At 66.3% G+C, this 13,860-nt stretch carries 13 protein-coding genes, 1 tRNA gene and 1 pseudogene; 12 read left to right on the top strand and 3 right to left on the bottom strand.

Annotated elements, in window-relative coordinates; all coding sequences use genetic code 11:
- Positions 1-107 precede the first annotated feature (107 nt).
- Positions 108-641 (top strand): GNAT family N-acetyltransferase, encoded by a 534-nt coding sequence (locus AQZ59_RS01855; protein ID WP_062612598.1) that lies wholly within the window; start codon positions 108-110, stop codon positions 639-641.
- 220 nt (positions 642-861) lie between these two features.
- On the opposite strand, the pseudogene AQZ59_RS01850 reads toward AQZ59_RS01855, so the two are convergent.
- Positions 862-1,293 (bottom strand): annotated as a pseudogene (locus tag AQZ59_RS01850) (pyrophosphohydrolase domain-containing protein); the annotation flags it as partial.
- A 142-nt stretch (positions 1,294-1,435) separates the two neighbouring features.
- Here AQZ59_RS01850 and AQZ59_RS01845 point away from each other — a divergent pair.
- From AQZ59_RS01845 to AQZ59_RS09620, 6 genes are all read left to right on the top strand, one after another.
- Positions 1,436-1,520, top strand: a tRNA-Leu gene (locus AQZ59_RS01845).
- A 57-nt stretch (positions 1,521-1,577) separates the two neighbouring features.
- Positions 1,578-2,420: a shikimate dehydrogenase gene (gene aroE, locus AQZ59_RS01840; protein WP_062612595.1), complete on the top strand. Its 843-nt coding sequence runs from the start codon at positions 1,578-1,580 to the stop codon at positions 2,418-2,420.
- A gap of 30 nt (positions 2,421-2,450) precedes the next feature.
- Positions 2,451-3,179 carry a glutamine amidotransferase-related protein gene (locus AQZ59_RS01835; protein WP_062612593.1) on the top strand — a complete coding sequence of 243 codons (729 nt, stop codon included), beginning with the start codon at positions 2,451-2,453 and terminating at the stop codon, positions 3,177-3,179.
- 2 nt (positions 3,180-3,181) lie between these two features.
- Positions 3,182-4,405, top strand: a complete 1,224-nt coding sequence (locus AQZ59_RS01830; protein ID WP_062612592.1) for a glutamate--cysteine ligase — start codon at positions 3,182-3,184, stop codon at positions 4,403-4,405.
- The gene (locus AQZ59_RS01825; protein ID WP_062612590.1) at positions 4,402-5,727 is read left to right on the top strand and encodes a M20/M25/M40 family metallo-hydrolase; all 1,326 of its coding nucleotides are present in this window, start codon (positions 4,402-4,404) and stop codon (positions 5,725-5,727) included. The genes AQZ59_RS01830 and AQZ59_RS01825 overlap by 4 nt, the downstream gene beginning before the upstream one ends.
- A 47-nt stretch (positions 5,728-5,774) precedes the next feature.
- Positions 5,775-6,131: a hypothetical protein gene (locus AQZ59_RS09620; RefSeq protein ID WP_062612589.1), complete on the top strand. Its 357-nt coding sequence runs from the start codon at positions 5,775-5,777 to the stop codon at positions 6,129-6,131.
- On the opposite strand, the gene AQZ59_RS01815 is transcribed toward AQZ59_RS09620, so the two are convergent.
- Entirely contained in the window at positions 6,128-7,063 is a 936-nt protein-coding gene (locus AQZ59_RS01815; RefSeq protein WP_062612587.1) for an aldo/keto reductase, read from the bottom strand. The genes AQZ59_RS09620 and AQZ59_RS01815 overlap by 4 nt on opposite strands.
- A 51-nt stretch (positions 7,064-7,114) precedes the next feature.
- On the opposite strand from AQZ59_RS01815, the gene AQZ59_RS01810 reads away from it, so the two are divergent.
- Entirely contained in the window at positions 7,115-7,948 is an 834-nt protein-coding gene (locus AQZ59_RS01810) for an undecaprenyl-diphosphate phosphatase (protein ID WP_062612585.1), read from the top strand.
- Positions 7,949-7,956: 8 nt separating this feature from the next.
- A complete protein-coding gene (locus AQZ59_RS01805; protein ID WP_062612583.1) occupies positions 7,957-8,610 on the top strand; it encodes an HAD family hydrolase in 654 nt (217 codons plus the stop codon).
- Between the two features lie 50 nt (positions 8,611-8,660).
- Here the strand turns inward: AQZ59_RS01805 and AQZ59_RS01800 are convergent, their stop codons facing one another.
- Complete coding sequence (locus AQZ59_RS01800; protein ID WP_062612581.1) at positions 8,661-9,482, bottom strand: RecB family exonuclease; 822 nt, start codon at positions 9,480-9,482, stop codon at positions 8,661-8,663.
- Between the two features lie 50 nt (positions 9,483-9,532).
- Between AQZ59_RS01800 and AQZ59_RS01795 the strand changes: the two genes are divergently transcribed.
- The 3 genes from AQZ59_RS01795 to dop are packed head-to-tail and all read left to right on the top strand — an operon-like array spanning position 9,533 to position 13,847.
- Positions 9,533-10,621, top strand: a complete 1,089-nt coding sequence (locus AQZ59_RS01795; protein WP_062612578.1) for a tRNA (adenine-N1)-methyltransferase — start codon at positions 9,533-9,535, stop codon at positions 10,619-10,621.
- Complete coding sequence (gene arc, locus AQZ59_RS01790; protein WP_070445205.1) at positions 10,618-12,264, top strand: proteasome ATPase; 1,647 nt, start codon at positions 10,618-10,620, stop codon at positions 12,262-12,264. The genes AQZ59_RS01795 and arc overlap by 4 nt, the downstream gene beginning before the upstream one ends.
- Positions 12,261-13,847 (top strand): depupylase/deamidase Dop, encoded by a 1,587-nt coding sequence (dop, locus tag AQZ59_RS01785; protein ID WP_062612575.1) that lies wholly within the window; start codon positions 12,261-12,263, stop codon positions 13,845-13,847. The genes arc and dop overlap by 4 nt, the downstream gene beginning before the upstream one ends.
- Positions 13,848-13,860 lie beyond the last annotated feature (13 nt).

The raw sequence follows: 13,860 nt of genomic DNA, 5'->3' as shown, positions 1-13,860 counted from the left end.
GAATCGGGTTTGGTGACGCTGCTGTTTGAGTGGGGAGCAACTGATAGGATGCCCAAAACGATTGTGGCGTTCATTGACCGGATGCGCGCCGAGCGGGGGAGGTCTTGATGGCCAACGTGGTGGTGCGTCGACTCCGTGCTACGGATGCGCCCGCGGTGTTTGAAGCATTCACAGCGTCCCCTGACATGGCTAGGCAGGGGGATGTTGCGTCACTGGAGGACGCTGAGCGCTACATCGATCGGCTCATCGCGGCGGATTCACCGCACGAGGCGTGGGCAATCGCTGAACGTGACGTGCTGGTTGGACTCGTGTGTGTCACCGTTGACGAGACCAATCTCAGCGGCTGGTTCTGGTACTGGATGACGAAGTCTGCGCGTGGCCGTGGTTGGACAAGCCGCGCTGCGGTAGCTGTTGCGCAGTGGGCGCTGAACGCGCGCGGTCTTGAGCGTCTGGAACTGGGACACCGAGTGAACAATCCGGCTTCCGGGCATATTGCGAGGGCTGCTGGATTCGTTCGAGAGGGAACGGAGCGTGGGAAGTTCCTCGTCGACGGCGAACGGATCGACGTTTGCACATACGGTCGGTTGCGCAGCGATCCCGTTCCCAGTGGTGCTCCACTCGCTTTGATCGAAGAGGCGTAACCGACGCAGGGATCCCACTTGCCAAGATCTCGTGGCTGCTGAGCAGCAGGAGGAATATCAGGGAATCATAGTTGATGACGCTGTGCAGTGCGTCGACTATGAAGGAACCTTGTGGCAAGCAGTGCAGCGGTGCGTGGACTTAGGCTTCAGCCGTCGTTCGACTCCCGCACGACGCCGTCGCCCGGCTTTCGAGCAGGACCCGCGCCTTGCCCGGGCGCCGCTACAGCCCGAGCGCTCCCGCGATGTCGGGGTCGAAGAAGCCGGGTCCCTTCAACACCTTGCCGTCCTCGCGGTAGATGGGCTTGCCGTCGGCGCCGAGTTTGGACATGTTAGATGCCTGCACCTCGCGCAGCACGTCGCCGAGCGGGATGCCGAGTTCGAGGGCCATGCCGTAAATGACGTAGGTGAGGTCGGCGAGCGCGTCGGCAGTTTGGACGGTGTCGCGCGTGTGGTCGTCGGCGGCGCGGGCGGCGTCGTAGGCCTCCTCAATGAGGGCCCGGGCCTTCGCGCCGTAGATGGCTCCCACGAGTTCGGAGAACTCTTCGGCCACGAGGCTCATGCGCATGTGGACCCGGTCGCGGTCGGCGTTCGGGGTGCCCGTGACGATGGGCAGGCCGTAGGTTTCGTGGAACTGGCGGACGAGGTCTTCGGGGCGATTCGGATCAGGTACGTAATTCATGCCTCCAATTTACCCTGTCGCTCAACTTGGCTCAGATCACATAAGAATTGTGAGCGGCAGATTTTGCGCAGGTGACCTTCGGTGATAGATTCTTACCTGTTGCAAACGCACACCTGCGCGGGTGGCGGAATAGGCAGACGCGCTAGCTTGAGGTGCTAGTCCACGTATAGTGGGTGGGGGTTCAAGTCCCCCTCCGCGCACAGATGAGGCCGGTAGAGATACCGGCCTTTTTCGTGCCCGTGTGGCATGGTAGAGCCATGGACGCTCGCACCCAGGTTTTCGCAATTATTGGCAACCCGGCTCGTCATTCGAAGTCGCCGGAGTTGCACAACGCGGTCTTCGCCCACCTCGGCATTAACGCGGTTTACGTGGCGCACGAGGTGGACGACGCCGGGGTGGCGGTCGCGTCCATGCGCGCGCTGGGCTATGCGGGGGCGAACGTCACGATGCCGTTCAAGGCGGACGTGATCGAGCACCTGGATTCGGTGAGCGAAGTGGCCCGGGAGATGAACGCGGTTAACACGATCACGTTCCGAGGTGGCCGCGCGCACGGGGATAATACCGACGGCGCAGGGTTGCTGAGCGAGATCGAGGCGGAGGGCACACCCGTGACCGGTAGCCGGATCCTGCTGCTGGGGACCGGGGGAGCGGCGTCGTCGATCTGGACCCAGGCGGCGCTCGATGGGGCGGCGGCGGTGAGCGTGTTCAACCGTGCCAAGCCCGAGCTCGAGTCGATTGGCGCCACCCTTTCGCGGCTCTCCGAGCGCACGGGTTGCGCTCTGTCGCTGCAGACGTTCGAGGGTGGCGGCCTGGAGGCGGCGTGCGCCGAGGCGGACATCATCATCAATGCCACCTCGGTGGGCATGGATCGCCTTGCGGACGACACGCTTGTGGATGCGAGATGGATCACGCCGCGCCACACGGTGGCCGACGTCGTCTACCACCCGCGCATCACCCGCCTCATCGCCGAGGCTCGCGAGGCCGACGCGAAAACGGTGGAAGGCCTGCGGATGCTGCTGGGCCAAGCGGCGATCGCGGAGAAGATCTGGCTGGGGATCGACATGCCGATGGAGGTGGCCTACCGGGCCGTAACTTCCTAAACTGCGCCACACCTTCGCTACGCTGTCCCTATGAAACCGTTTGCCTTCCTTGCGGCGCGCCCAGCCTTCGCGGCCGACATCCGCCGCGACGAGTTCGCCGTCGTCAAACGCGACGGGCGCCTGTCCGACGCCGAGATCGTCTACCTTCCCCTTGCCGAGCGCCCGCAGATCGACCCGGAGGACTATGCGGGGATCATCGTGTCGGGTTCGCAGTACGGTTTCGGCGTGGTAGACGAGGCCAAGACGCCCGATCAGATCGCCACCGAGGAGGTCCTGTTCGACGTGGTGAAGCAGGTGCTCGCCAAGGACCTGCCCTTCCTCGGCCTGTGCTACGGTCACCAGGCGGTAGCGCTCTCGCTCGGCGGCACGCTCAGCGCTGAGTACGGCGAGGAGCTGTCCACTGTCTCCATTCATCTCAACGACGACGGCCGCGCCGACCCGATCTTCTCCCAGCTGCCCGATTCGTTCCCGGCGATTGTGGGGCATGACGACGCGATCGGCGTGGTGCCTGCGAACACCACGGTGTTGGCCTCCTCGGAGCTGTGCCCGGTGCAGGCGATCCGATACGGGGACAACGTGTATGGCGTGCAGTTCCACCCCGAGATCGACGCGGATGGCGTGGGGCTGCGCCTCGATTACTACGGGGACGTGTACTTTGCCGCCGAGCAGGTGGAGCGGGTGCGGGCCCAGACCACCAGCCATGACTATGCGGCGTGCGCGGTGCTCATTGGCGCGTTTGTGGACAGGTACAGGAGTTGACCATGGAATTTGCGTCCTCGCCCCGCTCGACCGTGGGCATCGAGTGGGAGCTCCAGCTCATCGACCGTGATTCGAACGACCTGCGCCAGGCGGCCGACACAGTACTCGCCGAGGTGTGCCGGCTCGATGCGGATACCTCGATGATCCACGGGGAGATGTTGCTCAACACGATCGAGCTGGTCTCGCGCCCGCACGAGCGTGTGGGCGAATGCGTGGCGGACCTGCGTCAATGCCTCGATATCCTCGAGCCGGTGCTGGAGCCGATGCGCATCACGCTCGCTTCCTCGGGTACCCACCCGTTCGCCAACCCGGTCTACCAGCGCGTGACGGACAGCGAGCGCTACGCCGAGCTCGTTAACCGCACCCGGTACTGGGGGCGGCAGATGTTGCTGTTCGGCACCCACGTGCACGTGGGCATCGAGGACCGCGCCAAGGTGCTGCCGATCCTACGCGCCGTACTCACCCGCTCCGCCCACATCCAGGCCCTCACGGCGTCGTCCCCGTTCTGGAGCGGGAAGAACACCGGCTATGCGGACAACCGGGCGATGGTCTTCCAGCAGCTGCCCACCGCCGGCGTGTCGCACCAGTTCACGAACTGGGCCGACCTCGAGGGCTACTACGAGGGCATGGTCAAGACGGGCGTGATCTCCAATTTCGACGAGGTGCGCTGGGACGTGCGGCCCTCGCCCAAGTTCGGCACGCTCGAGTTCCGCGTGGCGGACGCGGCCACGAATCTGTCCGAGGTGGGAATGGTCGCCGCGCTGTCGCAGTGCCTGGTTGAGTACTTTTCGCGCGAGTACGACGCCGGCCGCGCGCTTCCCGCCCTACCCTCCTGGTTCGTGGTGGAGAACAAGTGGCGGGCCGCCCGCTATGGCATGGACGCGATCCTTATCCTTGATGAGGAGGGCAACGAGGAGCTGGTGGGGACCACGCTGGCGCGGATGGTCGAGGAACTCACCCCGATCGCGCGGGACCTGGGCTGCCTCGAGGAGCTGCAGATGGTGAGCCGCGTGCTCGAACTTGGCGCGCCCTACCAGCGCATGCTGCGCGCAGGCTCCCACTTCGAGCGAGCGCGGGAGGCGATCGTGGACTTCATGATCGCGGAGATGGAGGTGGGCCACCCGCTCGATCCGGACGCCCGCGAGCTCGACGGGATTGCTGCCGCCGAGGAACAGCACGCCCAGGCCTACGACCCGGAACAAAAGACCGTGAAGGACCCCCAGTGAACGCCTACTCCGAAACCCTCGAGATTGCCCAGACCCTCATCCGTTTCGACACGTCCAATGACGGCCGGGACGTGATCGAGAAGCCGGCGGCCGACTACGTCATGGACCTGCTGGGCGAGGTCGGCCTCGAGCCGGAGTACCTCGGGCCGACGCCTGGCCGGCCGTCGGTGGTGGTGCGCATCCCGGGCAAGAAGCGTGAGGTCGAGGTTGATCCTGTCACGGGCGAGCGCCGGGGCGCCGTCGTCATCCATGGGCACACTGACGTTGTGCCAGCGGTGGCGAGGGACTGGTCGGTGGACCCGTTCGGCGGCGTCGTGAAAGACGGCTTCCTGTGGGGTCGCGGCGCGGTGGACATGAAGAACATGGACGCAATGATCCTGGCCGTGGTGCGCGAGATCGCCCGCACCGGCTACGTCCCTCCGCGCGACCTCATTATCGGCATGTTCGCCGACGAAGAGGCGGGCGGCCACCAGGGCTGCCGCTGGCTAGTGGAGCACCACCCCGAGCTGTTCGAGGGCGCCACGCACGCGATCTCGGAGGTCGGCGGTTACAACACGTACGTCAACGGCGAGCGTGTCTACCTGCTACAGACGGGGGAGAAGGCGCTGACCTGGTACACCTTCCGCGCCGAGGGCAAGGCGGGCCACGGCTCCCAGATCAACAACGACAACGCGATTGCCAAGCTCTCCCGCGCGCTCGTGGCGCTCGACTCCGAGCCCTGGCCGCTCACGCTCACCGACACGGTCACGAAACTGCTCCAAGGCACCTCCGAGATCTCCGGCCTGCCCTTCGACCCCGACGACGAGGCGAGCATCAACGCGCTGGTGAACGCGCTCGGGCCGGCGAAGGCCTACGTGGGCGCCACGCTGCGCACGGGCTGCAACCTCACCTCGTTCAACGGCGGTTACATGCAGAACGTGGTGCCGGGCAGCGCGGAGGCGACGGCCGACGTGCGGGCCATCCCTGGCACCGAGAGAGAGGTGGCACGCCGCATCGAGGAGCTGACCGAGGGCATCGAGGTGGGCTGGCTGTCGTCCATGGACGGGTATGAGTCCACCACCGAGGGCTCGTTCGTGGAGGCGATGACGGCCGCGGTGCTGGCCAAGGACCCGGGCGCGCACGTGCTTCCCTACCTGCTCTCGGCAGGCACGGATAACAAGGCGCTCGGCTCGCTTGGCATCGAGGGTTACGGGTTCTCGCCCGTGCGCCTGCCAGAGGGCTTCGACTTCCCGGCGATGTTCCATGGGGTGGACGAGCGCGTGCCGGTCGACTCCCTCGCCTTCGGCGCCGAGGTGTTGCGCGAGTTCATCGACCGGCTCTAAGGAGTTTGCGGTACAGAAAATCGCCGGTGTGAGCTAGGCTTTCAGGTATGGCTAACGAAACACAAGCGGCATTTGATCGGCTGATCTTTGCACTTCAGGAGTTCAACGCGGCGGCGATCTCGGCGCGCGATCCAGAGGATCCTTCCGTCGTGGCGGCGGCCGATGCGCTTGCGGACGCCTACACGGTCTACGACGACGCCCTCTACACCCAGTACGGCGTGGAGACCCCGCTCGATACGTACGACTACGACGATCACGACGACGATTTCGACGAGTCGGACGACGACGATGACGATCTCGACGACGAGCTAGATGATGACGATTTCGACGACGACGATCACTTCGACGACTTCGATGATGACGAGGACTTCGACGAGGACGACCTGGAGGAGTTCAACCTCTAAATCTCGGAGATCGCCTGCGCGACCGGCCCGGGTAGCGGCTCGATCGGCAGGGACAGGACCTGGTCAAACTGGGCGTGCGTGCGCGCGCCGATGAGCGCTGTCGTCACCTGCGGCTGATCGAGGAGCCAGGCGAGAGAGACGTCGGCCGGTGTGCGCCCCAGGCCGTCGGCGGCTTTGGTCACGGCCTCGACGATGCGGCGAGGCTTGTCGGTGAGGTAGGGATCCACGGTCGCGGACAGGTGCTCGGTGGCCGCCCGCGATGTCGCAGGAATCGTGTGGCGATACTTCCCGGTCAGCACCCCGCCGGCAAGCGGCGCCTGGGCGATAATCCCCAGGTCGAACTCACGCGCGACTGCCGTCAGGTCTCCGCCCGGCTGGCGGTGCAGCACTGAATACTTGGCCCCGATCGCGGCGAGCCGCGGCAGGTGAAGGTCAGCCAGGTACTGCGCGGCACGGGCCACCCGCCACGCCGGATGGTTGGCCAGGCCAATGTAGCGCGCGGCCCCGCTTCGCACGATCTGCGCCAGGCTCTCCAGCTGCTCCTCGATTCCGACGCGCGGGTCGGGCGCCGCCACCTGCAACACGTCCACGTACGTGGTGCCGAGCTCGGTCAGCGTGGCGTTGAGCGAGGCGGTCAGGGCCGCGTGTCCGCCGTTAAACCGCACCCCGTCGTCGTGATAAAACTCTCCTGCATGGGCGATGATGACTACCTCTGAGCGGTCCACGCCGCCGGAGAAGATCGAGCCGAGCACCTGCTGGGCCAGGCCGTCGCCGTAGACGGGGGAGACGTCAATCGTGGTGCCGCCGTGGTTGAGCAGAGCCGTGACCATCTTGGTGGCGTCCTCGACGTCCGTGTCGCGCCCCCAGGTGAGGGTGCCGAGCCCGAGGCTGCCCATACGCAGGCCACTGCCGCCCAAAAACGTGTGCTTCATATCCCTGAGCCTAACGTACGATCGCGCCGCAACTGGTTTAGGCTTGGGCGCGTGGGTATTTTCGAAGCCATCATATTAGGAATTGTTCAAGGGCTCACCGAGTTCCTGCCGATCTCCTCCTCGGCGCACCTGCGCATCGTGGGCGAGCTGTTCCCCTCGCTAGGAGACCCGGGCGTCACCTTCACGGCCGTCACCCAGATCGGCACCGAGGTGGCGGTCCTCCTGTATTTCCGGAAGGACATCTGGCGGATCATCGAGCGCTGGGTCACCTCGCTGCCCGGCCCGTGGAAGCGCACGCCCTCCACCGATCCCGACGCCCGCATGGGCTGGATCGTCATCCTCGGCTCGATCCCGATCGTCATGCTCGGCCTGCTCTTAGAGACCTGGATCGACACGACGTTCAGGAACCTCTACATCACGGCGCTCATGCTCGCCGTGTTCGCAATCTTGCTCGCCCTCGCCGACCGCTACGGCAAGCGCCGCCTGAGCCTGGAGCAGATGAGCCTGCGCGACGGCATTACGCTCGGCTTCGCCCAGGCGATGGCCCTGGTGCCGGGCGTGTCGCGCTCCGGCGGCACGATTACGGTGGGCCTCGCGCTCGGCTACACGCGCGTGGCCGCCGCCCGCATCTCCTTCTTCCTAGCCGTCCCGGCCGTGCTCGGCTCGGGCTTCTACCGACTCTTTACCGACGACGGCACCGGCCCCCAGGCCGGCGCGATGTCCACGTTCGTGGCCACCGCGATGGCGTTCGTGGTGGGATACGCCGTGATTGTGGGCTTCCTCAAGCTGGTGGAGACCAAGAACTACCTGCCATTCGTCATTTACCGACTCCTGCTGGCCGGCCTGCTGGTCTTCCTGCTCGGCCAGGGAATGATGAGCGCGTAAGGAGCGTCATGTCTTTGCCATGGGGGATCCTGTTCGACATGGATGGGACCCTGACCGACACCGAAAAACTATGGTTCCAGGCGGAAACCGAGGTGCTAGGCGAGCTGGGTCGGCCCTGGCGCGCCGGGGACGAGATGGACATCATCGGGCTCAACCTCATCGACGCCGCCACCCACCTTGCCACCATGCTCGAGATCGACATCGAGCCGGCCGAGCTGGGGTGGATGCTGACCGAGCGAGTCGCCGCGATTGGGCGCGAGCAGGGGATGCCCTGGCGTCCGGGCGCCTACGAGATACTTGAGTTGGTGGCCCGCCTAGGGATTCCGAGCGCGCTGGTGACCGCCTCCCACATGGCCTTCGCCCAGCTCGCCTTGGAGCAGGCCCCGGCCGGCACGCTCGAGGTGGCCGTGACTGGCGACCAGACCCTCATCGGCAAGCCTGACCCGGAGCCCTACCTCATGGGCATCGAGCGCCTGGGCGTGCCCGCCGAGCGCACGCTCGCCTTCGAGGACTCCGTGCACGGGCTGACCTCCGCGCTCGCCGCCGGGTGCGTGACCGTGGGCGTGCCGCTCAAGGTGGACATCTCCGGCGTGGACGGAGCGATCCTCATCGACTCACTCGCAGACGTGGACGAGGCCTTCCTCCGCGCCGTCATGCCCTAAACCGCCACCCTCGAGCCCTTCACGACGCCGCGACCCGGCTTACAGCCCGCTCAGCCCACCTCGGCCGTCAGCAGGTCCTTCGCCCCGGCCTCGCTCATCTCCGGTGCCTGGTTGCCGAAGGCCGGGCAGATGCTTTGGAAGTGACACCAGTTGCACAGCGGGCCCTTCTTCGCCTCGAAGCCGTCCTCCAGCCGGGCGCGGATGCCGGACCACAGCGCATCGACCTCCATGGCCAACGCGTCCACGTCCGCCGGCACTGGATCGTAGGTGAGCACGCGCCCGTCCTTGAGGTAGATGAGCTGGGTGCGGGTAGGCAGCGTGCCCTCCGCGAAGTAGAGCGCGGCCGAATAGAACCTCATCTGGAAGATCGCCTCGCCCTGGAATCGCGGGGAGGGTGACTTGCCCGTCTTGTAATCCACCACGCGGATCTGCCCGTTCGGGGCCCGATCGATCCGGTCAATGATCCCACGGATCGCCAGGCCCGAGGGCAGGGTGGCGTTCACGAACTCCTCGCGTGCGAAGGGTTCGAGGAAGACGGGGTTTTCCAGCTTGAAGTAGTTCGCGATCAGCGGCCGGGCGCTTCCGAGCCATTCCTCCAGCGCCTGCTCTGAATCGAACAGCTCCCGCGCCTGTGGCTCCTTCTCCAGGTGCGTGGCCCACATCGGATCGAGGAGCTCTTGGGCGCGTTCGGGCGTGCGCTCGAGCGCAGGCGAATCGTACAGGTGCTCGAGCACGGCGTGGATGAGCGTGCCGCGCAGCGCTTCCACCGACGGGGGCTCTCGCAGCTTATCGATCACCCGGAAGCGAAATTTGAGTGGGCAGGACTTAAAATCGTTGGCCCGTGAGGGCGAAATGGCAGCGTGACGTTTCATGCTCCTAACCGTAGCGACTGGCTCCGACAATTTTCCGTAAGATGAATCCAATGAGTACCTATCCACATCCGCTCGGCGCCGACCGCCGCCGCGGCCCGTTCCGCGCTGGCGAGCGCGTCCAGCTCACAGACACCAAGGGCCGCAAGTACACCACGCTCCTCACCCACGACGGCTACTTCCAGTCCCAGCGCGGCAATTTCCGCCACCGGGAGCTCATCGGCAAACCTGAGGGAACGGTCTTCGAGACCGAGACCGGCCACGTGCTCCAGGCCCTGCGCCCGCTGGTGGCCGACTACGTGCTCTCCATGCCACGCGGCGCCACCCCGGTCTACCCCAAGGACGCCGGCCAGATTATCCAGCAGGGCGACCTCTTCCCGGGTGCCCGCGTCTTCGAGGCCGGGGTCGGATCGGGTGCCCTGTCGCTGTCCCTCCTCGCCGCGATCGGCCCGGAGGGCCACCTTACCTCCTGCGAGCGCCGCTACGAGTTCGCCCAGATCGCCCAGGCCAACGTCGAATCCTGGTACGGGCCTGCCGTTCCGCCCTGGGAGCTGCTCGTGGGGGAGGCCGCCGCCGCGCTGGAAGAGATGGCCGAAGAATCCCTCGACCACGTGGTGCTCGACATGCTCGCCCCCTGGGAGGTCATCAAGCCCGCGGCTCGGGCGTTGCGCTCGGGCGGCGTCGTCGTCGGTTACGTCACCACGACGACCCAGCTGTCCCGCTTTGTCGAAAAGTTGCGCGACAGCCAGTACTTCACCGAGCCGGACGCGTTCGAGACCATGCTACGTAGCTGGCACCTGGATGGGCTGGCGGTGCGCCCGAACCATTCGATGGTCGGGCACACCGGCTTCCTCGTGATCGCCCGCAGGATCGCCCGTGGTTCGTCCCCGCTCGTGCCCACGAGGCGCCCGGCCCCGGCCGCCCGCCCGGACCTGCCCGAGTGGGAGAACTGGGACCCGGCCGACCTGCCCCAGCGCGCGATCTCGGAAAAGAAGCTACGCAAGGTCCGCCGCGATGTGGCGCACCGCGCGGACGTGGAAGTTTCCGGATACTCGGAAGCGGGGGACAATAGTGTGAAGATGCGCCGCGAGTTGGATGAGGAGGCGGCCGAGCGCAACCGCCAGCGGGAGGAAGACAAGTGAGCGACCAGGGAGAAATCTTCGGGCTGCAGACCGCGATCGCCTCGCTCGAGGAAAAGAACGACCGGCTTGCCGGCGCACTACAAAAGTCGCGCAAGCGGATCCAGGAGCTGTCCGAGCAGGTAGAAAAGCTTTCCCAGCCGCCGGGCTCCACCGCCACGTTCCTCGGCGCCAACCATGAGCGCCACGAGGTCACCGCGCTCGTCAACGGCCGCAAGATGATCCTGTCCGCCTCCACCCTGGTCGAGCTCGGCCGCATCCGGCCAGGTCAGGAGCTGTTGCTTAACGAGGCGCTCGTCGTCGTCGGCGCTACCACGTATGAGCGCACGGGTGAGATCGTCACGGTCAAGCTGGTGATTGACGCCTCGCGCGTGCTCGTGCAGGTCCATGCCGACGACGAGCGGGTGCTCCGGATCTCCGGCCGCCTCCAGGACCAGGGGGTTCAGGTTGGTGACACGGTGCTGGCGGACCTGCGCTCGGGCTTCATCCTCGAGCACGTGGAGCGCCCCGATGTCGAACACCTCCTGCTCGAGGAAGTGCCGAACGTGTCCTACGAGGACATCGGCGGCCTGGACGCGCAGATCGTGCAGATCAAGGACTCGGTGGAACTGCCCTTCGAGCAGCCCGAGCTCTACCGGGAGCACGGTCTCAAGCCACCCAAGGGTGTATTGCTCTACGGCCCGCCCGGCACGGGCAAGACCCTCATCGCGCGGGCCGTGGCCACTTCGCTGGCGGAGAAGATCTCCCGGCGCGACGGACAGGCAAAGTCCCGCTCCTACTTCCTCAACATTAAGGGCCCCCAGCTGCTGGATAAGTACGTGGGCGAAACCGAGCGCCAGATCCGCGAGATTTTCTCCCGGGCGCGTGACAGGGCGGCGTCGGGAATCCCCGTCGTCATCTTTTTCGACGAGATGGAGGCGCTGTTCCGCACGCGCGGCTCGGGCATTTCCTCAGACGTGGAGACGACCGTGGTCCCGCAGCTGCTGGCCGAGATCGACGGTGTCGAGCAGCTGGACAACGTCATCGTCATTGGCGCCTCGAACCGCGAGGACATGATTGACCCCGCGATCCTGCGCCCCGGGCGCCTCGACATCAAGATCCGCATCGAGCGGCCGAACCAGCACGGCGCGTGGGACATCATCTTGAAGTACCTCACGCCCGACCTACCGATCCACCCCGCGGAGATCGAGGCCCACGGCGACGCCGCGGCGGCGGTCCGCGCGATGGCCCGCGCCACGGTCGAGCGCCTCTTCACCCGGGACTCGGATAACGAGTTCGTGGAGGTCTCCTACGCGGACGGCTCGAGCGAGGTGCTCTACGTGTCCGACTTCGTCTCGGGCGCGATGCTGGCCGCGATCGTGGACCGGGCAAAGAAGCTGGCGATCAAGGACCTGCTGGCCTCCCGCGAGCGCGGGATTCGCACCTCCCACATGCTCACCGCGCTGGCCGAGGAGATGCGCGAGAACGAGGACCTGACCCAGATGACCAGCCCCGATGAGTGGGCCCGCATCCACGGACGCGGTTCGGGCAAGCGGGTCACGTTCGTCAAATCGCTGGTTACCCGGAAGGTCGAAAGTGACCAGGCCCCGGCGCCCGAGCGGCCGGTAACGGAATGGGACGGTGTCGTGAGGAAGGGACTGATATGAGCGTGAGGCGAGGGATCGGGCTCGAGACAGAGTTTGGGATCACGGACGCGGGCAATCCGCGGGCGAACCCCATCGTGTTGTCCACCGAGGTAGTGGACGCTTACGGCGGGCGCGGCAGCGCCTCGGGCGGGGCGGGCGCGATCCGCTGGGACTATCACGGGGAGGACCCGCTCAACGACGCCCGAGGTTACCGGCTCGACCGGGCCGCGGCCCACCCGTCGCTCCTGACCGACGATCCGGCCGCACCCGCCCCGTCGGGCGACGCGTTGGAGCGGGTGGCGCGCCCATCGGAGGCCGAGCTCGCCCTGCCGCACGCGGCCAACGCGGTGCTGACCAACGGCGCGCGCCTCTATGTGGACCACGCTCACCCTGAATACTCGGCGCCGGAGGTGACGAACCCGCGCGAAGCGATCTTGTGGGACCGGGCGGGGGACTACATCGCGGCGGAGGCGATGGACCTGCTGGCCGAGGCCGGCCGCCACGTCGTCATCTATAAGAATAACGTGGACGGCAAGGGCGCGGCTTATGGCACGCACGAAAACTACACGGTGGACCGCTCCCTCGACTTCACCGACATCATCCGCTACATGACGCCGTTCTTCGTCACCCGGCCGATCCTGTGCGGGGCCGGACGGCTGGGTCTAGGGCAAAAGTCGCAGCAGCCGGGCTTTCAGATCTCCCAGCGCGCGGACTACGTGGAAAACGATGTGGGGCTGGAGACCACCTTCAACCGCCCCATCATCAACACGCGCGACGAGCCGCACGCGGAAGCGGCCCGCTACCGGCGCCTGCACGTGATCGGCGGGGACGCGAACCAGTTCGACGTGTCGAACCTGCTCAAGGTGGGCACCACTTCGCTTGTGCTTTGGATGCTCGAGCAGGAGGCGTTGCCGCTCGGCATGGATGCGATGATGCTGCTAGAGCCGGTGCGCGCTACGTGGGAGGTCTCACACGACCCGAGCCTCACCCGCCTCATTGACATGCAGGACGGCTCCCAGCGCACGGCCATCGATATCCAGCAGATTTACCTCGACGCCGTACGCACGGCTCTCGAGGGGCGCTGTGAGGTGGACTTCGACACCCGCGAGATCCTGGCCACCTGGCAGGAGGTGCTCGACCTGCTGCGCACCGACATCTTTGCCGCCTCGGGCAAGGTGGAGTGGGTGGCCAAGTACCAGATGCTCGATTCGATGCGCCAGCGCACTGGCGGCTCGTGGGATAACGACAAGCTGCGCGCCTTCGACCTGCAGTGGCACGACCTGCGCCCGGAGCGCTCGATCGTCAACCGGCTCGACCAGGCAGGACGCATCGAGCGGCTCTTCGGCCCGGAGCAGGTGATGTGGGCGGTGCGCCACGCGCCCGAGTCCACGCGCGCCTACCTGCGCGGCGGGCTCATCCGCCGCTTCCCGGAGCGGGTGGCGGCCGCCGGCTGGGACGGGGTGACGTTGGACGTACCCGGCTACGATTCGCTGGTGCGCATCCCGCTCATGCACCCCGAGCGTGCCACGCGCGAGCTCGTGGGGGAGATCCTCGAGGGCGCAGTCTCGGTCGAGGATTTCCTCGTGAGGCTGACCACGGCCTGAGCGGCGCGCTCGC

The organism is Trueperella bernardiae (genome assembly GCF_001469025.1).
GTDB lineage: Bacteria > Actinomycetota > Actinomycetes > Actinomycetales > Actinomycetaceae > Trueperella > Trueperella bernardiae.
This window is presented reverse-complemented; position numbering and strand designations above follow the sequence as displayed.

What these genes read in the sequence shown, in the direction of transcription:
- AQZ59_RS01855 (WP_062612598.1), top strand. Translation starts at nt 108, where the DNA reads ATGGCCAACGTGGTGGTGCGTCGACTCCGTGCTACGGATGCGCCCGCG.
- aroE (WP_062612595.1), top strand. Translation starts at nt 1,578, where the DNA reads ATGGACGCTCGCACCCAGGTTTTCGCAATTATTGGCAACCCGGCTCGT.
- AQZ59_RS01835 (WP_062612593.1), top strand. Translation starts at nt 2,451, where the DNA reads ATGAAACCGTTTGCCTTCCTTGCGGCGCGCCCAGCCTTCGCGGCCGAC.
- AQZ59_RS01830 (WP_062612592.1), top strand. Translation starts at nt 3,182, where the DNA reads ATGGAATTTGCGTCCTCGCCCCGCTCGACCGTGGGCATCGAGTGGGAG.
- AQZ59_RS09620 (WP_062612589.1), top strand. Translation starts at nt 5,775, where the DNA reads ATGGCTAACGAAACACAAGCGGCATTTGATCGGCTGATCTTTGCACTT.
- AQZ59_RS01815 (WP_062612587.1), bottom strand. Translation starts at nt 7,063, where the DNA reads ATGAAGCACACGTTTTTGGGCGGCAGTGGCCTGCGTATGGGCAGCCTC.
- AQZ59_RS01805 (WP_062612583.1), top strand. Translation starts at nt 7,957, where the DNA reads ATGTCTTTGCCATGGGGGATCCTGTTCGACATGGATGGGACCCTGACC.
- AQZ59_RS01800 (WP_062612581.1), bottom strand. Translation starts at nt 9,482, where the DNA reads ATGAAACGTCACGCTGCCATTTCGCCCTCACGGGCCAACGATTTTAAG.
- AQZ59_RS01795 (WP_062612578.1), top strand. Translation starts at nt 9,533, where the DNA reads ATGAGTACCTATCCACATCCGCTCGGCGCCGACCGCCGCCGCGGCCCG.
- dop (WP_062612575.1), top strand. Translation starts at nt 12,261, where the DNA reads ATGAGCGTGAGGCGAGGGATCGGGCTCGAGACAGAGTTTGGGATCACG.